This window comes from Marinospirillum minutulum DSM 6287 (assembly GCF_000422325.1).
Taxonomy (GTDB): domain Bacteria; phylum Pseudomonadota; class Gammaproteobacteria; order Pseudomonadales; family Halomonadaceae; genus Marinospirillum; species Marinospirillum minutulum.
Window position 1 is genome coordinate 675,512 of record NZ_KE383818.1, and the last position, 18,861, is coordinate 694,372.

Here is an 18,861-nt window from a genome sequence, read left to right on the forward strand (position 1 = left end):
CTCTTGTTTAAATTCTGTACTAAAAAACAGTATTAATAGTTAAAGTAGCGGCGAATACGCACACCCACTAGCGAACCAGCAAAAGCCATTACTACCCAAATCCAACCATGCAGGCTACCGGTAGAAATACCACTGACCATAGCACCCACGTTACATCCAAAGGCAAGACGTGAACTGTAACCTAATAAGAAGCCAGCAATAATACCGACTATCCATTGTTGGGTATTTAACTTATCTGCCTTGCCGCTTTTATTACGTGAGAAAATCCATAAAGCACCGGCTAAAATACCGATATTAGTAATGGAAGTTAGGTCTAAAAATACCGATTGCTGTAAGGCTGTAGCATTAACAGGTTGGCTCCAAAAGGCATTGGTGGTTGGGTCGAATAGATTACCTGCCGTGGCAATTTTTGCTGCCCATAAACCAAAACCATAAACCACGCCCCAAGGCTGCCCAGCAATAACAAAGTTGAGTACGGCTAATAACGCCAGAAGCACCGCACCAATAATTAAGGTTTTATTAAATAAGATGCGTGAGCCGCCTCTAGTTTTTGACCAAAACCAAGCCGCTAAACCAATAACAATTAAACCCAAATAGGTTAAGCCTAAAGCACCAGTTAACCCCACTTCTTGTACCAAGCCAACGGGCTTAATATTGCCTAACTCTAACCACCAACCTAAATGCGCTGAACCTAAAAAACTACCTAGTGCAAATACAGGCAGAATAGCCATATTCAAAGGAATACCCAAACCGGCTTTATATAAAGTACCCGAACCACAACCATCGGCAATTTGCATAGCACCACCAAATACCAAAGCGCCAATAAGCAGACTAATACTGGGTGGCCCAAGGGCAGCACTGAGTTCGGTTGGGAAAAAAGCCAGTAGTGGTAAAGAAATACCGGCGGCTATGGCTAATAAAAGTAACTGAGCAAACACACCACTGGCATCACGCTTTTCAATCAAATTACGCCAGCCAGTAGTAAAGCCAAAACGCGCACCGGCTAACACACCACCCAAACCTAAACCCACAATAAAAAGTAGGCTTTGGCGAATGGAAACAAACCAAAATAAAAAGGCTGTAAATACAGCAAAAACCAGCGTTAATGCAAGACGATTATTCATTTTATTCACTTACCAACTTAGAAAATTTAGCCTGAATTTGTTCCCAACGGTTAGGGGTGTTTTCCATAGGTAAACCGACAGTCGATTGCGTCCATTCAGCTAAAGAAGCTGGGTAAAGGCGTACATCAGGCAAGCCAGCCACTTCAGATAAAACAAACCAGTTGGTTGCCGCCCAGTGGCCGGTATTGCAGAAAGAAACCGTTTCTGCTGCTTGGTCTAACCCTTGTTCTTTAACTAGCTGTTGAATTTCATGAGCGGAACGCAGGCGAGTGTCATAGCTATTAAACCACTGCTGAAAAGGAATGTTTTCTGCCGTGGCAATAGTACCGCCAGTGGTTGCCATAGGGGCTTTTTTCTGGCCGTTGAAAAAGCTAGGTGGACGCGCATCTAACAACTGATAGCTAGTATCTTGCTGGTTAATTCTTGCTAAAAGCTCATCTTTATCTATCGCTAAACGGTCTTTTACTTGTACTGCATACTGGCTGGGTTCAACCTTATTTGCAGTTGTTTCAACGGCTTGCAGTGCTTGTTGCCACTGCTTAAACCCACCATTTAAAAGGGTTAAATCCGTTAAGCCTAAGTATTTAAGTGTCCAGTACACCCTAGCTGTGGCACCAAAATCAGTTTCATTAGCACCACTAGAATAAACCACGATAGGCTGTTTATCGGTTAAGCCTAGTTGCTGTACTAGCTGTTCAAAATGGGCTTTATCCGCTAATTGACCTGGGCTGTTAGCAGGACCGCGCCACTTGCCATAGGGGGCAGAAACTGCACCAGGTATGTGGCCTGCTGCATAATCGGCTGGGCTACGAATATCAATAATATGCAAGGCAGTATTCGTTTCTAGCGCAGCACTTAACTGCTGCACTTCTAGCAAAGGCTGAAAACTGGCAGCCTGAAGGTTGCCTATCACTAGGCTAAACAAAAACACCCCAAGGGTGGTTATATATCTCATAGTAATAACTCCACGATTAATGGCGCAATTTTGGCATAACAACGATTAAGCCCCAAAGAACAAAACGCGATATGGTTATAAGGAAAAATATTTTGATAACCAAGCTGTAGGGGAGGGTGCACTTCTAAGCGCTATTGATTGTTAAAAATACTAATATCAGCGAAAATAGCGCCCAAACTTATCACCCTCACGGGAAAGAACAATTAATGACTGACCAGAATTTTCTTAAAGAAATAGAGAGTCGCCGCACTTTCGCGATTATCTCTCACCCCGATGCGGGTAAGACCACCATTACTGAAAAACTGATATTGCTAGGTAAGCTGATTCAAACAGCTGGCATAGTAAAAGGTAAGAAAGCCGATAAACATGCCACGTCTGATTGGATGACCATGGAGCAAGAGCGAGGTATTTCAATTACTTCCTCAGTGATGCAGTTCCCTTTTAATGGCCGCACCGTCAACCTGCTAGATACCCCTGGGCACGAAGACTTCTCAGAAGATACTTACCGTACCCTAACGGCTGTTGATTCTGCTTTAATGGTGGTAGATGGTGCCAAGGGTGTAGAAGACCGTACCATTAAGCTAATGGATGTTTGTCGTCTACGTGCCACGCCTATTTTTTCTTTTGTGAATAAGTTAGACAGAGACATTCGTGACCCAATAGAGCTGCTAGATGAAATTGAAGAAGTTTTAAAAATTAAAGCCGCACCTATTTATTGGCCTATTGGTTCAGGCCAGTGGTTTAAAGGCATTTATAATCTTTATACCGATGAAATTTTAGTTTTTACACCGGGTCAGGGGCATACGCTTTACGATTTTGAAACCCTTCAAGGCTTAGACTCCCAAGCAGCACGTGACTTTTTAGGTGATGAATACGAAGACCTAGTCGAAGAATTAGAGTTGGTTAAAGGTGCGACTCATGCATGGGATGAAGAAGCTTATTTAGCAGGTAAGCTTACGCCTGTTTATTTTGGAACTGCTTTAGCCAACTTTGGTGTTCAGCAGATGTTAAGCGACTTTGTAAAGTGGGCACCTTCTCCGCAGCCAAGACCGACAGAAACACGTGAAGTTGCAGCAACGGAAGAAAAGTTCAGCGGCTTTGTGTTTAAAATTCAGGCCAATATGGATCCTAAACACCGTGACCGCATCGCTTTTATGCGTGTTTGTTCTGGTAAATACACCCGTGGTTTAAAAATGCGTCATTGCCGTACCGGTAAAGACGTTCGTATAGCCGATGCCGTAAACTTTATGGCGGGTGACCGAGAACTACTAGAAGAAGCCTGGTCGGGTGACATTATCGGTTTGCACAACCACGGCACTATTCAAATTGGTGATACTTTTACTGAAGGTGAAAACTTAAAGTTTGTGGGCATTCCACACTTTGCGCCTGAATTGTTTCAACGGGTGCGTCCTAAAGACCCATTAAAAATGAAGCAGCTCCAAAAAGGTTTGCAGCAGTTATCTGAAGAAGGTGCAGTGCAGTTATTTATGCCTTTCAAAAATAATGACTTAATTTTAGGTGCGGTGGGTCAGTTACAGTTTGAAGTGGTGATGTACCGCTTGCACGACGAGTATAAGGTTGACTGCATGTATGAGCCAGTGAGTGTTCAAACTGCGCGTTGGGTAGAAAGCAAAGATGCCAAGAAACTGGCAGAATTCCGCCTTAAAGCAGAAGAAAATTTAAGTGTTGATGGTGCAGGGTTGTTAACCTACTTAGCGCCAACACGTGTAAACCTACAACTAACTCAAGAGCGCTACCCAGATATTGAATTCCATTCTACCCGGGAGCACTAAGCAGTTAAAAAGTTGTTACTAAACAGCATGAGACCAAGTTTTACGCTCAAAACTTGGTTGCTGTTTTGCGTCTTTAACCTGGTGTTCGTGTACTGGAATTAAAAGCTCACGCTGCTTGTTGTCTACTTCTAAAATAGCGCGTCCTAGGCTTTCGGCTGGAATGCTTTCAAGCATACGGCAAGAAATTCTGTAAGCCAGCTCACCGCTATCTAAACGAAAAGGTATCCAAAGGCTATCCATCCAGCGGTAGCCCGAATGAAGGGTGGGTGTTGGCATAGTAATTTTTGCCCAGCTAATGCCTTCAGTAAAAGCACCTGATTCTTTTAACCACTGATAAAGCCTTTGCCAGGTTTTATCTAAAAGGGGTGCGTAGCTGCTGCCAACCAGTTCATCACGGTTGCGACAACCATTAACTGCAAGCGTTACTTCTGAGGCAGCCAATACACAGAGGTTGGCGTCTACTAACAAAGAAAAATGTAAATCTCGGTTAACGCTTTCAAGTAAAGGACGGTCCATTTCCATTAACGGCGCATCTAAAATTACTTCTAGCTCTTGTCGGTAACGTGCTGAAGGGGTTATATGACAACGTTCCCAGCGTGATACAGCACCTTGGTCTATACCTAGTTTTTCGGCTAGTTGCTGCTGAGTTAAGTGTCGTGATCGTCGAAGACTTTTGATACGCTCGCCAATTTTTCTCATAGTTATTCCCGCCGTTGTAGTTATTTGTGTTTTTTTGTACTTGACTAACGGTATTGTAAACTTCTGAAGTGAGTTCGCTATGCCATAAATCTGTGATCTGATTCAATGTATGAACTAGATCACAGGTATAGCAAACTTTAAGCCTTGAGTGTGATTTAAATCACATAAAATGTTTAGGTTTTACTTATCCAACCAGTATAAAAAAACTGCTTCAGCAGTAATTTTATTTAGCCTTTTTAAGGCGAGCAGGCAGGCTAAACGGGCTTCGGCATACTCAGGCGTCATCTTGCCTAAAGCAACTAAACCTGTTTTTTGTAGCGCTGCAGAAGCAGCATAATTTTGATTAACACCCCCCTGCCAACACTGACTGGTTAAACCGACTGCCAAGCCTTGAGTTTTATGTAGTTCAGTAATTCGTTTGAAAGTTAAAGGCAGGTGAGGTGAATTACCGCTACCTAAGCCCTCTAAAATTAAGCCATCTAACCCTTCTAGCTGTTGCGCTAACCAAGCATCCTTTAGGCTAGGAATTAAGGGTAGGCGTAGTAGGTTAGGTTGAAAACTACCCGCTAGTTGGTTTAGTTCTTTAGCTGTTAACTGGCCAGAAGAAGGCCAGAAGTGACTGTTAACTAGGTCAGTGCTTACAGCAGTGAAAGCATTAAAGCCTTCAGAATCAAATTTACGTGTTGCTTTAGCTGGCAGTAGTGCATTAGCAAAAGCAATATAGCAGCCCGTTTCAAGCTGTAGTGTTTGTTCTAGGGCAAATTTAATGTTGTCTAAAGCATCACTCTTTGGGCTAGCTAAGGGAAGTTGAGAAGCGGTAAGAATTACAGGGGGTGAGAAGTTAGCTAGTAGGCAAGTAAGTGCTGCCGCAGTCCAAGCTAGGGTATCTGTACCCTGTAAGAGTAGAAAGGAATTATAGTCATTTTGTTCATCTAGTAGCTGTGCCGCCAAACTAAACCAGTGGCTAGCATTCATGGCAGAAGAGTCTAGCAGTGGGTTAAGTTCACAAAAACTAAGTTCGCAGTTAAGTTTGTTAAGCCAGGTTTTATCTAACCAAGGGAGGAGGCGAGCAGCAAAATTACTGCCAGGTTCAAGTCCGTTTTCACCTGGTAGCATGCCGATGGTGCCACCGGCATAAATGACTCTAACTTTATTTTTTACCGCACACACTGGCAATGGCTTCGCACAGGTAGGGTAGGTTTTGTTCGTTATAACCAGCAATATTCATACGGCCCGTTTTAACCATATAAATTCCAAAGTCTTTTTGTAGCTGAGCTACTTCATTAGGCTTTAATCCGGAATAAGAGAACATGCCACGCTGCTCGGCAACACAAGCAAACTTTTCAGCTAAACCATAAGGTGCTAAAGCGGCTACAAACTGCTGGCGTAGCGTGTTAATACGGTTACGCATTTCGTCAACTTCACTACGCCACAAGTTGTCTAAATCACTACTTGCAAGAATAGTCGCAACAATGGCACTGCCATGAGCGGGTGGGTTGGAATAGTTAGCACGTGCCACACTAGCCATTTGACTACGCACTTTTTCCATATCGGTCGCATCTTTGGCTACAGCAATAAAAGCACCAATACGCTCGCGGTATAAACCAAAATTCTTAGAACAAGAAGAAGTAATCATTACTTCAGCTAGTTGTTCTGATAATAAGCGTACCGCTGCGGCATCTTTATCTAAGCCTTCACCAAAACCCTGGTAAGCAAAGTCAATTAAAGGTAAAAGCTCACGCTCTTGTAAAACAGCTAGCACTTCTTGCCACTGAGCAAGAGAAAGATCAAAACCTGTTGGGTTATGGCAGCAAGCATGAAGCAGTACCACATCACCTTGAGGAATTTGTTTTAAATCAGTAAGCATGGCTGGGAAATCTAAGCGGTTAGTTTCGCTGTCTACATAAGCGTAACTTTTATGCTGAATGCCGACTGAATCGAAAATGGCATAGTGGTTAGGCCAGGTAGGGTTAGAAATCCATACGGTTTTATTTGGCGAATTACGCTTTAAAAAGTCTGCAGCTAGGCGCAGTGCACCAGTACCACCAGGCGCTTGGGTTAAGGTTGCCCGCTTTGCTTCTAAAACACTGGAGTCTGCACCAAACACTAAGGGTAGTAGGTGCTTGGCAAATAATGGATCACCATGAGAACCAATGTATTTTTTAGTAGTTTCACGGGTTAAAAGTAGGGCTTCCGCTTCACGCACCGATTTTAAAATAGGTGTATTGCCTAGTGCATCACGGTAAACCCCCACCCCTAAATCAATTTTAGAAGGGTTGGTGTCTTGATTAAACGCTTCAATCAAGCCAAGAATTGGGTCAGCAGGCAGAAGTTCTACTTGTGTAAACATAGTTATTACCTTTAATAAGGAGTTATTAAGTATTTAAAGCACGCATGGCTTGGCCTTTGCCTCGGGCTTTGGCCAAATACATAGCGTTATCAGCACTTTTCATCAGTGCTTTAGGTGTATCACCCTGTTGCGGCCATAAAGCAATACCAATACTGGCACCTACTTGCAATTTTTGCCCTTGCCAGACAACAGTTTCTGCTAAAACACCGCAGAGGTGATTAGCAAACTCAAGCGCTTGGTCACTCGCAGTAATGCTAGGTAACAAGGCAACCATTTCATCGCCACCTAAACGAGCAGCCAAGCCTAAACCTTTACTAAAGCTAGCTAAAGCATTTTGTAAACGTTCAGCTAAAACTTTAAGAACAAAGTCACCAGCTTCGTGTCCATGACGGTCATTAACTAACTTAAAGCCGTCTAAATCAACAAACAACAAAGCAAAGGGTTGCTGATTTTTAGCAGCAAGGTCACAGCGTTTTTGTAACTCTAGTGTTAGTAAAGAACGGTTAGCCAAGCCTGTTAGGGTATCGTGCTGTGCAAGGTAGCGTACTTGCTCCATAGCAGCACGTAAATGTTGCTCACGTCTAACTGTGCTGGTTACATCAGATATTTGCAGCAAGCAGGCGGCTTGTTGTTCGTAAACCACTGGCTGAACAAGAATCGAATGATGCAAAGGCTGTTTGTTGTTAAGCTGCACTAAGGGTAATAAAGCAGGATGTAACTGATGGGATAAGCGGCGAGCTAGCTTCATCTCAATGCATTGCTCTATAGCATCTGTTAGCGCAGGGTCTATTGAAGCATTAAAAATAGCATTCAGTGAGTGGCCTAAAGCTAAGTTTTCACTGATGCCTGTAATACGGGCAATGAAAGGGTTCCAAAGCAAAATTTTTCGAGCAGCATTTACAACGATTATGCCCGTGTCTAATAAATTAACTAGGTTCTTAAAATCTTGTTGCAAAGGCATCTGATTTTTAATATCCAATATTAACTAATTGCTTAGCTTAATAGCTTCTCTAGGTATTCTGTTAAAGCATCATGAAAACTGCTGGCAGAATGTAGGTCGATAATAAAGGCTAGGTAGCCTTGTAGTTCGCGCTGACTTAAAGAAAAGTCAACCTGCACTAGCATAATTAACGAATCATCACGGTCACAAAGCCGCTTTAATATGTTGTGGCAGTTGCCCGTGTAAGCCTCAGGCAGCGAGGTTTTAATTTCTCTGTGTAAAATATTGGCTAGGGTTGCTAAACAAGAATTTAATAAAATATTGCCTAGTTCGGCAAGGGTGTCTTGCTCTAACTCAGAAATTTCACTAGCAGAGAGTTCGTTGCCAACAATTAAGCGTACTAACTCTAGGCTGCGCTCTTCAGGAAAAATTAATGCTGCCTTACCGCTAATAAAACCCTCAAAAGCTTGAGTAACACCAGCTAAAGCTGAGGGAAGTAATTTAGCAAAGTGTATCTCAGCCGTTGGAATATCAACAAAGTCTACCTTGGGTACAGAAAGTAAAACTTCATCATGAACCAGTTTTGATAAAGCTGATGCAGCACGACCAACACCAATATTCATCAACTCAACAATGGTATCTTGCTGGTCTTGGTTAATAGCGTTAATCATGGCTTATCTCTTTAATAGGCTAGCTAGCTGCTCAGAATCGACTGGCTTACCAAGAAAATCTAAGCCCATGCTTTTGGCTCGATCAATAATAGTATCTTGGATATTAGCAGTAACGAGTACTAGATGAATTTTACTATCTTGCTCACGAATTAATTGTGCCAGCTCTAAACCGTCAATGCCCGGCATATTAAAATCTAATAAGGCTAGGTCGAAGCCACCAGGTTGAAAAGCAGCCAAAGCTTCATCGCCATTAGCCGCTTGAGTAATTTCAACGGAATTATCGGTTGAGGTAATTAAGTGTTGCAGAGTTAAACGCGCAATACGGCTATCATCAACCAATAAAATTCTTTTAGTGACTTGGGACATAGGAAATTCCTAATTTAAGCCTAGTGATTGCTCATAGGCTTGTAGGGTGTTTTCTAGCAAGGTAGCAACTGTCATGGGGCCAACGCCACCAGGTACAGGTGTTATCCAAGCGGCTCGTTCTAAGGCCGATTCAAACTCAACATCACCAACTAAAGCACCATTATCAAGACGGTTAATGCCAACATCAATAACAATTGCGCCAGGTTTTACCCATTCACCTTTAACTAGGCCAGGAATACCAACACCTACCACTAGAATATCAGCCTGAGCAACTTCAGCGGCTAAATCTTTAGTAAAGCGGTGCGTAACGGTGATAGTGCAACCAGCTAGCAATAACTCTAAAGCCATGGGGCGGCCAACAATATTTGAAGCGCCAACGATGGTTGCCTTTAAACCATGTAAGTCCACATCTAACCCTTCTAACAGAGTCATTATGCCTTTGGGTGTACAAGGACGAAGTAAAGGCTGGCGCTGTGCAAGGCGACCTAAATTAAAGGGATGAAAGCCATCAACGTCTTTTTCAGGGCGAATGCGCTCTAATAGTGGGCTAGCATCTAGGTGTTTAGGTAGAGGTAGCTGTAATAAAATACCATCGACTTGGCTGTCATCATTAAGCTGATCAATGAGGTTTTCTAAATCTGTTTGGCTGGTACTCGCTTCAAGGCTATAAGAGTGGGAAGTAACCCCTGCTTTCTCACAGGCTAGGTGCTTGTTACGCACATAGACTTCAGATGCTGGGTCAGCACCTACCAAAATAACAGCCAAGGCAGGTTTGCGGTGTCCTGCTTCTACATAATGACTAACTTTTTTGGCAATTGATTCGCGAAGGTTTAAGGCAACCTGCTTGCCATTAATTAATTGGGCGCTCATTTAAACGTAATTTTCCATAACAACTAGAGATAGGCTATTGTCGCACGACTTAACGCTAAGAGGAATGCTGGTAAGAACTTTGTTAGTCGAGTTGGACAAATTCCTTACTAAGCCACTGTTTTAAAAAATAATTTCAAAAAAGGGTTGACGGGTTTTAAATATGCCCTATAATGCGCTCCACATTGATCGGGACTTCCAAGAAACAGCGAGAAGCAACCCAGTTAATGCAAGTAGTAGAAATAAGTCGGGGTATAGCGCAGTCTGGTAGCGCGCCTGCTTTGGGAGCAGGATGTCGGGGGTTCGAATCCCTCTACCCCGACCACTTATTTCAAGCTTCTACATGCAGGCAATAATCACCCAATGCGCCTATAGCTCAATCGGATAGAGCAACGCCCTTCTAAGGCGTAGGTTGCAGGTTCGATTCCTGCTGGGCGCGCCAAAGCGCTCTGTAGTGGCAAAAAACTATTTGCAAATAAGTTTTTGATGGTGAGCGTAGCTCAGTTGGTAGAGCTCTGGATTGTGACTCCAGCGGTCGTGGGTTCGAGCCCCATCGTTCACCCCAGATTTTAAAAAAAGGCATCCGTAAAGGGTGCCTTTTTTGTATTAAGGCTTGCTGCAAGCGACAGTAACTCTTAAAATTCCCCCTTTGCTTACTATTTACTTTGATAAAACCAATAAGTGTTTAACGAGGATTGTCCATGCAAGTTTCCGTAGAAACGACTTCCGCGCTGGAGCGTCGAGTAACTATTCAGGTACCAGCAGAGCAGGTAGATACCGCTGTTGAAGCACGCCTTAAAGACACCGCACGTAAGGCTAAGGTCGATGGTTACCGTCCTGGCAAGGTGCCAATGAGTGTTGTTAAACGTCGTTTCGGTGAAGGCGTACGTCAAGATGTATTGTCGGAACTAATGCGCAATCATTTCATTGAAGCCGTAACTCAAGAAAAACTAAACCCAGCGGGAACACCTGAAATTCAACCAGGTGCAACCAATGAAGCGGGTAAGCCTTTTGAATTCACCGCAACCTTTGAAGTTTATCCAGAAATCGAACTTAAAAGCCTAGAAGGTGAAACCGTTGAACGCCCTGTTGCAGAAATTAACGATCAAGATTTAGAAGACCTAATTGTTGATCTACGCAAGCAGCGTGCAGAGTGGGCAGATGCAGACAAAGCAGCTGAAACTGGCGACCAGGTAAATATTGATTTTGAAGGCTTTATTGATGGCGAAGCTTTTGAAGGCGGTAAAGGTGAAAGCTACGACCTAGTACTGGGTTCTAGTTCATTCATTCCAGGTTTTGAAGATCAGCTAGTGGGTACTAAAGCAGGCGAAGCTAAAGATGTAGAAGTAAGCTTCCCAGAAGACTACCAAGCAGCCAACCTAGCTGGTAAAGCAGCAACCTTTAAATGTAAGGTAAATGCGGTTAAAGCACAGCAGCTACCCGAGCTAAACGAAGCGTTTTTCACTCAGTTTGGTGTAAGTGAAGGCGGTGAAGAAGCTTTCCGTAAAGAAGTGCGTAAAAACATGGGTGCTCAGTTAAAGCAAGCAATACGCAATACAACCAAGCAAGCTGTATTTGAAGCGCTAATGAAAGCCAACCCCATTGAAGTACCAAGTGCGTTAATTGCTAATGAAGTCGACAACCTACGTCGTCAAGCTGCACAGCAGTACAACCTAGGTGAAGATTTCGACATTAGCCAAATTCCAGGCGACCTTTTCCAAGATCAAGCCAAAAACAACGTAGTCCTTGGTTTGCTTGTTGGTGAGGTTATCAAGGCTAACGAAATTAAAGCAGACACAGCTATAGTAGATGAGCTACTTAATGAAATGGCCCAGTCTTACCAAGAGCCACAAAAAGTAGTGGATTACTACAAAACCAACCCTGAGATGCTTCGTCAGGTTGAAGGCGCAGCTTTAGAGCAGCAGGTGGTTGAAAAGCTTTTAGCAGAAGCAGAAGTTACAGATGTAACCAAAACTTTTAAAGAGCTAGCCATGCCAGCTCAGCAGTAAAAGTTTTAAATAAAACAGCGTTGTAAACTGATCCGGCGCCAAAACGCCGGATCTTTTTTTTACACTCAGGCTAAATCTTGGTGGAATTTATCTTCAACCTCGGTTAGTTTAGTTGGCATTATGTAAATTAGGGATGCAAAATGTTTAATAAATCAGATATACAAAACGCAGGTGGCCTAGTGCCCATGGTAGTAGAGCAATCTGCTCGTGGTGAACGCTCCTACGATATCTACTCGCGCCTCCTGAAAGAACGCGTTATCTTCCTTGTAGGACAAGTAGAAGACTACATGGCCAACCTAATTGTGGCACAAATGCTATTTTTAGAGTCTGAGAACCCAGATAAAGACATTCATCTTTATATTAACTCACCCGGCGGTTCAGTAACGGCAGGTATGTCTATCTACGACACCATGCAGTTTATTAAGCCCAACGTTTCAACCATGTGTATTGGTCAAGCGGCCAGTATGGGTGCATTTTTACTTGCTGGTGGTACTAAGGGTAAGCGTTTTTGCCTACCCAACTCACGTATGATGATTCACCAGCCGCTAGGTGGTTTCCAAGGGCAGGCGTCAGATATAGAAATTCATACCCGTGAAATTCTAGGCATACGTGACAAGCTAAACAAACTTTTAGCACTGCATACAGGTCAAAACATTAAGACAATTGCCAAAGATACTGACCGTGATAACTTTATGGACGGTGAAACAGCGGTAAACTATGGCTTAATTGATGCAGTACTCGACAAACGTCCAGAATAAACCTATAAAGCCTGCAGAAAAAACTAGCAGGCTTGCTTAGGGCAAGTTTTGAAGTCAACGGGGTAAATAATGGCCGACGGCAAAAAAAGTAAAGAAAAGCTTCTATACTGCTCCTTCTGTGGCAAAAGCCAAGATGAAGTGAAAAAGCTAATTGCAGGCCCATCCGTCTATATATGTGATGACTGCGTAAGCCTTTGTACCGATATTGTTAGTAATGAATTTCAAGAAGAAGCACTAGAAGAAGAAAGCGAAAAACTTCCAGTGCCTAAAGAAATTCGTGCACAATTAGATGACTATGTTATAGGCCAAGATCGCGCCAAAATGGTGCTAGCTGTAGCAGTTTATAATCACTACAAACGCCTTAAGTCACAACTAAAAACGGACCAGGGTGTTGAGCTAGGCAAAAGTAATATTCTGCTAATAGGTCCAACCGGTTCAGGTAAAACACTGCTAGCCGAAACCCTAGCGCGCATGTTGAATGTGCCTTTTACCATGGCAGATGCCACTACCCTAACCGAAGCAGGTTATGTGGGTGAAGACGTAGAAAACATTATTCAAAAGCTACTACAAAAGTGTGACTATGATGTAGAACGTGCCCAGCGCGGCATAGTTTATATTGATGAAATCGACAAAATTTCACGCAAGTCAGACAACCCATCCATTACCCGAGATGTATCGGGCGAGGGTGTGCAGCAAGCACTACTAAAGCTTATCGAAGGAACGGTTGCTTCTGTTCCGCCTCAGGGTGGTCGTAAGCATCCCCAACAAGAGTTCCTACAAGTAGACACCAGCAATATGTTGTTTATTTGTGGCGGTGCTTTTGCAGGCCTAGATAAAGTCATTCGTGCCCGTACTGAAAAAGGCGGCATAGGCTTTAGTGCTGAAATTAAAAGCAAAAAAGAAGATGAAGCTTTAGGTGAAGCGCTACTAGAAGTAGAGCCAGAAGACCTAGTACGCTTTGGCTTAATTCCAGAATTTATTGGCCGTCTACCCGTAGTAGCAACGCTAACTCACCTAGACGAAGATGCCCTAATTCAAATTTTAACTGAACCAAAAAATGCCCTAACCAAGCAGTATGGTCAGCTATTTGAAATGGAAGGTGTCGAGCTAGAATTCCGTGAAGAAGCCCTACGTGCCATAGCAAAAAAAGCACTCGAGCGTAAAACAGGTGCGCGTGGTTTGCGTTCTATTATGGAAAGCATTCTGCTCGATACCATGTATGAAATACCTTCGCTTAAGCAGGTTATTAAAGCAGTGGTTGATGAAAGCGTTGTTAAGGGTGAAGCAAAACCGCTACTTCTCTATGAAAACGACGAGGTAGAACAGCTAGCTGCCAACCGTGATTAAGTAAAAACGCATTGGTAAATCAAGCAGTTACAAAAAAAAGGGCCTAGTGCCCTTTTTTTCTTAGCTTCTAGCCTCCATATCTTTGCTTTAGAATCAAACTAGCCGAATTGAAATTTAAGAGGTCCACTGCAATGTCGCAGCCAACAGAAACAAATTTGCTTGCTCCTACAGAGCTGCCTTTATTGCCCCTCAGGGATGTAGTGGTCTATCCACAAATGGTTATTCCACTTTTTGTGGGCCGCGAAAAATCCATCCATGCGCTTGAAGCCGCTATGGCACAAGACAAAAAGGTATTTTTGCTGGCCCAAAAAGATGCAGAAAAAGACGATCCGGAATTAGGTGATCTCTACAGCATCGGTACCCAAGCTAATATTTTACAGCTATTACGCCTACCCGATGGCACAGTGAAAGTGCTTATTGAAGGTAGTCACCGTGCAGAAATTACCCGTGTTTACAACCAAGACAGCACCAACGCTGAAGGTGAAGCGGTTAGCTATGTTATGGCCGAAGGCCAGCCGCTAGAAAGTGAAACACTGACCGAGCGTGAACAAGAAGTACTAACGCGTGTGCTCTTAGGTCAGTTTGAGCAGTACGTCAAGCTTTCCAAAAAAATACCAGCAGAAGTTGTCACTAGCCTAGAAAGCATTGCCGACCCAACTCGCATGGTCGATACCATTTCTGCACACATGTTGCTCAGTGTAAAAGACAAGCAGCAACTCTTAGAGTTAGACAAAGTTCGTGAGCGCATCGAACGCCTCATGACAAAAATTGAAGAAGAAATAGATCTGCTGCAAGTCGAAAAACGTATTCGTGCGCGTGTAAAACAGCAGATGGAAAAAACCCAACGCGAGTATTATTTGAATGAGCAGATGAAAGCCATTCAAAAAGAAATGGGTGATTTAGACAGTGGTGGCAATGAAATAGATCAGTTGACCAAAAAAATTGAAGAAGCAGGTATGCCTGTAGAAGCAAAAGAAAAGGCATCAACTGAACTGAATAAATTAAAAATGATGTCACCCACCTCAGCCGAAGCCACAGTTGTTCGTGGTTACCTAGATTGGATGGTTAGCCTGCCTTGGAAAAAACGCTCCAGAGCCAGCATAGACCTTAAAAAAGCCAGCGAAATTCTAGATGCTGATCACTATGGGTTAGAAGAAGTAAAAGAGCGTATTCTTGACTACCTAGCCGTACAGCAAAGGGTTAAGAAAATTAAAGGCTCGGTACTTTGCCTTGTAGGGCCACCGGGCGTAGGTAAAACTTCTTTAGGTCAATCCATTGCCCGCGCAGTTAACCGCAAATACGTGCGTATGGCCTTGGGTGGCGTAAGAGATGAAGCAGAAATTCGTGGTCACCGCCGCACTTACATAGGTTCTATGCCCGGCAAACTCATTCAAAAAATATCCAAGGTGGGCGTTAAAAACCCGCTTTTCTTACTCGATGAAATCGACAAGATGGGTATGGATCACCGTGGCGACCCTTCTTCAGCGCTACTCGAGGTGTTAGATCCTGAGCAAAATAGCAAGTTTAATGACCACTACCTAGAAGTGGATTACGACCTATCAGAAGTTTTGTTCATCTGTACGGCTAACTCAATGAACATTCCTGCACCGCTTTTAGACCGTATGGAAGTAGTGCGCCTACCGGGTTACACCGAAGATGAAAAAAGCAATATTGCTGAGCGCTACCTAGTACCTAAGCAGATGGAAAACTCAGGGCTAAAAGCTAAAGAAGCAGAGTTTACGCCAGAAGCCATATTAGAAATTATTCGCTATTTCAGCCGTGAAGCCGGTGTACGTGAGCTTGAAAGGCAAATTACCCGCGTGTGCCGCAAGGTCGTGCGTGAATTAAGCGAAGGCAAGGCAGAAGCCCCTGTTAAAATTGATGCGGCTGCGGTAGAGCACTACCTAGGCGTGCGTAAATACAACTATGGCCTAGCCGATGCCGACAACCAGGTAGGTCGTGTTACTGGGCTGGCTTGGACAAGTGTGGGTGGTGAGCTATTAAGCATTGAAGCCGCCATTATGCCAGGTAAAGCTAAACTAGTTAGAACAGGCTCCTTAGGCGACGTGATGCAAGAGTCTATCCAAGCAGCACTAACGGTGGTACGTAGCCGTTGTCAGAGCTTAGGGATAGATCCAGAGCTATTTGAAAAGCGTGATATTCATATTCACGTACCAGAAGGCGCTACACCCAAAGATGGCCCTAGTGCTGGTATCAGTATGTGTACAGCCCTAGTGTCTGCTTTTACTGGCATTCCAATTCGTGCTGATGTTGCTATGACAGGTGAAATAAACCTGCGTGGTGAAGTGATGCAAATTGGTGGCTTAAAAGAAAAGCTACTGGCAGCGCGTCGTGGAGGCATTAAAACAGTCTTGATTCCACAAGATAACGAAAGAGATCTGAAAGAGATTCCAGATAGCATTAAAGGGCCTTTAGAAATTTTGCCGGTACAATGGATAGATCAGGTGTTAGATGTAGCTTTAGAAGCCATGCCAACACCTTTGCCAGCAAAAGTGGCTGCACTTGCAGATGAGAAAAATACAGAATTGCGGCCTGGAACGCATTAAAAGTTCAAATAATTGCTTTTAGGTATTTCCATACGGCTGTATTAAAGGCTAAGATACCGGCCGTATGGTTGATTTAATATAAATTGTGAGTCCTGCATTCTGAACCTTGAGCCAAGTCTTTATGGAACAGAAGCTTGTTAAAACCAAAAAAAGGGGTGGAAGTGTGAATAAATCAGAACTAATTGATGCAATAGCAACTAAAGCAGATCTTCCTAAAGCATCTGCTGGCCGTGCGCTTGATGCCTTAATTGATGCCGTAAGCGAAGCGCTACAGCAGGGTGACAGCGTTTCTTTAGTTGGCTTCGGTACTTTTAGTGTTAAAGATCGTGCAGAACGTCAAGGTCGTAATCCAAAGACCAGCGAACCCATTACTATTAAGGCTGCTAGAGTGCCTAGCTTTAAAGCAGGTAAAGGTTTGAAAGACGCTGTTAACTGATACTAAATCAGACGACACATCAAAGCGCACCGACTAGGTGCGTTTTTTTTATCAAAAAGCTATAATCCACCGTTAAACGACATCCAATAACCTTTGCCTGAATTGAGAGCTACATGCTGGTAAAAATTAGAGAAAGATCCAAAGGAATAGTTGCCTACTTCCTAGTAGGTCTAATCGCCATTGCCTTCTCCTTATGGGGAATGGACTCACTCTTCACTGCCATGCGTGGTGATCCCAATGAAGTGGCAAAAGTAAACAGTGAATCAATCAGCCAGTTTCAGGTTGATCAAGTTGCTCAGCAGCAAATGCGGCAACTCCAGCAGCAGGGTCAAATTGATCTAGACCAGATAGATATGAATCTACTGCGCCAATTTGCCCTTAATCAAATTATTCAAGAACAGCTAGTTCAGCAAACAACGCAACAGCTGAATATGCAAATTGCTGATCGCCAGTTAGAAAGGCAAATTGTTCGTATTAGCGCCTTTCAAGATGAAGAAGGACGTTTTCTGCAAGACAGGTTCGCTCAATTAATAGCTCAGCAAGGTTTATCACCACAAGCCTTTCGTGCACAGCTAAAACAAGACCTGCTAGCCCAGCAGCTATTAGGTGGTTTGGCAGATAGTGAATTTATACTGCCCAACGAAGTGAATGATTTTCAAGTTTTGGTCGGTCAAAAGCGTGATTATCGCTACAAGCTTATAAGTGCTAAAGACTACCTAAAACAAGTTGAAGTAACCGCTGAAGAAATAGAAAGCTTTTATCAGCAGCAAGCACTCAGCTTCCAAACACCAGAGCAGCTACGTGTTAACTATTTAATTTTTGATCCAAAAAAGCTTGCTCAGCAATTCACAGCCAGTGAAGAAGAACTGAAAGCAGAATATGATCGCTACCTAAGTAATCTTCAAAACCAACAAAGCGACTATTCGGCAGCCCATATATTACTTACCTACGCTAATGCTGAAGAAAAACAGCAAGCCATTGCACGTTTAGAAGCGGTTAAGCAAGAAATTCAAGCAGGTACAACCGACTTTGCCAGTAAGGCAGCCGAGTTATCAGAAGATATTGCCACTGCTAAGCAAGGCGGTAAGCTGGGACGTATTCAAGCAGGTAGCCTAAACAATAATTTTGAAGAAGCCTTGTTTGCGTTAGAACAACCGGGCGATCTATCTCAAGTTGTTGAAACCGAGTTTGGTCTGCACCTAATTCAGCTTACCGACAAAAAAGATCCTGAATTACCCAGCTTTGACAGCCTAAGAGAAGAGCTGGCTCAGCGCGTTATTGCTCAACCCTTACGTAATGCAACCAGTGAAAAACTAGAACAGCTAACTAATCTAAGTTTTAGCTCAGACAATCTAAAAGACGTTGCCCAAGCAGCCAACTTAGATATTCAACAAAGTGACTGGTTAGTAAGAGGTCAGTTAGAAGGTATTTGGGCCGAATCAACCGTAAGTAAGGCAGTGTTTGCTGATGATTTAGTTAAAGATGGTTGGCTAACTCAGCCGCTACGTTTAACAGATGGACGTTACTTAATTGCTGGCCGTGAAACCTATCAACCACAGCAGCAACAAGCCCTAGAAGAAGTTAAAGACCAAGTAACGGCTGAACTTAAACAGCAAAAAGCAGCAGAGTTAGTCAGCAAGCTTGCACAACAACAGCTAGATAAGTTGCAAGCCAAAGAAGAAGTTACAGGTGAATGGCTGCTAGCAATAAGTGCTACAAGAAATGACTCAAGAGTTTTGCGTGATGTAAACCAAGCAGCCTTTCGTCTTAGCTTAGCTAACCCTGCAAGCTCACTTCGTCTTATTAATGGTGATTCAGTGATTATTGAGCTGCAAAAAATTACTGAGGGTGAAGTAAGCAGCAATGAAGCAGAAGTGGCTCAGCTTAGTTTGGCTTTGCAAGAAGACCAGAGTTACCGTATGCAAAACAGTTTTGTGCAGCAGCTTGAGCGTAACGCCAAGATAATCTTACGTTAGGTT

The 18,861-nt window shown here is 43.3% G+C and carries 16 protein-coding genes and 3 tRNA genes; 10 read left to right on the forward strand and 9 right to left on the reverse strand.

Translation table 11 applies throughout. The annotated features are described in order from the left end of the window. Positions 1 to 32: 32 nt before the first annotated feature. A complete protein-coding gene (locus H571_RS0112765; protein ID WP_036218238.1) occupies positions 33 to 1,124 on the reverse strand; it encodes a YeeE/YedE thiosulfate transporter family protein in 1,092 nt (363 codons plus the stop codon). Between the two features lies 1 nt (position 1,125). Continuing rightward, entirely contained in the window at positions 1,126 to 2,079 is a 954-nt protein-coding gene (locus tag H571_RS0112770; protein ID WP_027849652.1) for a sulfurtransferase, read from the reverse strand. A 206-nt stretch (positions 2,080 to 2,285) separates the two neighbouring features. On the opposite strand from H571_RS0112770, the gene H571_RS0112775 reads away from it, so the two are divergent. Next, positions 2,286 to 3,872, forward strand: coding sequence for a peptide chain release factor 3 (locus H571_RS0112775; RefSeq protein WP_027849653.1), 1,587 nt, complete (start codon positions 2,286 to 2,288; stop codon positions 3,870 to 3,872). 18 nt (positions 3,873 to 3,890) lie between these two features. Here H571_RS0112775 and H571_RS15220 read toward each other — a convergent pair whose 3' ends face one another. The 7 genes from H571_RS15220 to folD form a co-directional block, all read right to left on the reverse strand. After that, positions 3,891 to 4,571 carry a helix-turn-helix domain-containing protein gene (locus tag H571_RS15220; protein ID WP_036218239.1) on the reverse strand — a complete coding sequence of 227 codons (681 nt, stop codon included), beginning with the start codon at positions 4,569 to 4,571 and terminating at the stop codon, positions 3,891 to 3,893. A gap of 180 nt (positions 4,572 to 4,751) precedes the next feature. Continuing rightward, positions 4,752 to 5,741, reverse strand: coding sequence for an asparaginase domain-containing protein (locus tag H571_RS0112785; RefSeq protein WP_027849654.1), 990 nt, complete (start codon positions 5,739 to 5,741; stop codon positions 4,752 to 4,754). After that, entirely contained in the window at positions 5,722 to 6,921 is a 1,200-nt protein-coding gene (locus tag H571_RS0112790) for an amino acid aminotransferase (RefSeq protein WP_027849655.1), read from the reverse strand. Before H571_RS0112790 ends, H571_RS0112785 begins: the two co-directional genes overlap by 20 nt. A 25-nt stretch (positions 6,922 to 6,946) precedes the next feature. Further along, complete coding sequence (locus H571_RS0112795; RefSeq protein WP_027849656.1) at positions 6,947 to 7,882, reverse strand: diguanylate cyclase domain-containing protein; 936 nt, start codon at positions 7,880 to 7,882, stop codon at positions 6,947 to 6,949. 32 nt (positions 7,883 to 7,914) lie between these two features. Beyond that, on the reverse strand, positions 7,915 to 8,532 hold the full coding sequence (locus H571_RS0112800; protein WP_027849657.1) for a chemotaxis protein CheC: 618 nt from the start codon (positions 8,530 to 8,532) through the stop codon (positions 7,915 to 7,917). 3 nt (positions 8,533 to 8,535) lie between these two features. Beyond that, positions 8,536 to 8,898, reverse strand: coding sequence for a response regulator (locus H571_RS0112805; protein WP_027849658.1), 363 nt, complete (start codon positions 8,896 to 8,898; stop codon positions 8,536 to 8,538). Positions 8,899 to 8,907: 9 nt separating this feature from the next. Then, positions 8,908 to 9,768 (reverse strand): bifunctional methylenetetrahydrofolate dehydrogenase/methenyltetrahydrofolate cyclohydrolase FolD, encoded by an 861-nt coding sequence (gene folD / locus H571_RS0112810; RefSeq protein ID WP_027849659.1) that lies wholly within the window; start codon positions 9,766 to 9,768, stop codon positions 8,908 to 8,910. A gap of 245 nt (positions 9,769 to 10,013) precedes the next feature. Between folD and H571_RS0112815 the strand changes: the two genes are divergently transcribed. The 9 genes from H571_RS0112815 to H571_RS0112855 all read left to right on the forward strand — a co-directional run bounded on the left by H571_RS0112815 (position 10,014) and on the right by H571_RS0112855 (position 18,858). After that, positions 10,014 to 10,090, forward strand: a tRNA-Pro gene (locus H571_RS0112815). 40 nt (positions 10,091 to 10,130) lie between these two features. Beyond that, a tRNA-Arg gene (locus H571_RS0112820) sits at positions 10,131 to 10,207 on the forward strand. 47 nt (positions 10,208 to 10,254) lie between these two features. Further along, a tRNA-His gene (locus H571_RS0112825) sits at positions 10,255 to 10,330 on the forward strand. A gap of 136 nt (positions 10,331 to 10,466) precedes the next feature. After that, positions 10,467 to 11,774: a trigger factor gene (gene tig / locus H571_RS15225; protein WP_036218415.1), complete on the forward strand. Its 1,308-nt coding sequence runs from the start codon at positions 10,467 to 10,469 to the stop codon at positions 11,772 to 11,774. 140 nt (positions 11,775 to 11,914) lie between these two features. Beyond that, positions 11,915 to 12,532 carry an ATP-dependent Clp endopeptidase proteolytic subunit ClpP gene (clpP, locus tag H571_RS0112835; RefSeq protein ID WP_027849660.1) on the forward strand — a complete coding sequence of 206 codons (618 nt, stop codon included), beginning with the start codon at positions 11,915 to 11,917 and terminating at the stop codon, positions 12,530 to 12,532. 69 nt (positions 12,533 to 12,601) lie between these two features. Continuing rightward, on the forward strand, positions 12,602 to 13,879 hold the full coding sequence (gene clpX / locus H571_RS0112840) for an ATP-dependent protease ATP-binding subunit ClpX (RefSeq protein WP_027849661.1): 1,278 nt from the start codon (positions 12,602 to 12,604) through the stop codon (positions 13,877 to 13,879). A gap of 131 nt (positions 13,880 to 14,010) precedes the next feature. After that, positions 14,011 to 16,446: an endopeptidase La gene (lon, locus tag H571_RS15230; protein ID WP_051168339.1), complete on the forward strand. Its 2,436-nt coding sequence runs from the start codon at positions 14,011 to 14,013 to the stop codon at positions 16,444 to 16,446. 121 nt (positions 16,447 to 16,567) lie between these two features. Next, positions 16,568 to 16,882: an HU family DNA-binding protein gene (locus H571_RS0112850; protein ID WP_169445778.1), complete on the forward strand. Its 315-nt coding sequence runs from the start codon at positions 16,568 to 16,570 to the stop codon at positions 16,880 to 16,882. Positions 16,883 to 16,995: 113 nt separating this feature from the next. Next, positions 16,996 to 18,858, forward strand: coding sequence for a SurA N-terminal domain-containing protein (locus H571_RS0112855; RefSeq protein WP_084482844.1), 1,863 nt, complete (start codon positions 16,996 to 16,998; stop codon positions 18,856 to 18,858). Positions 18,859 to 18,861 lie beyond the last annotated feature (3 nt).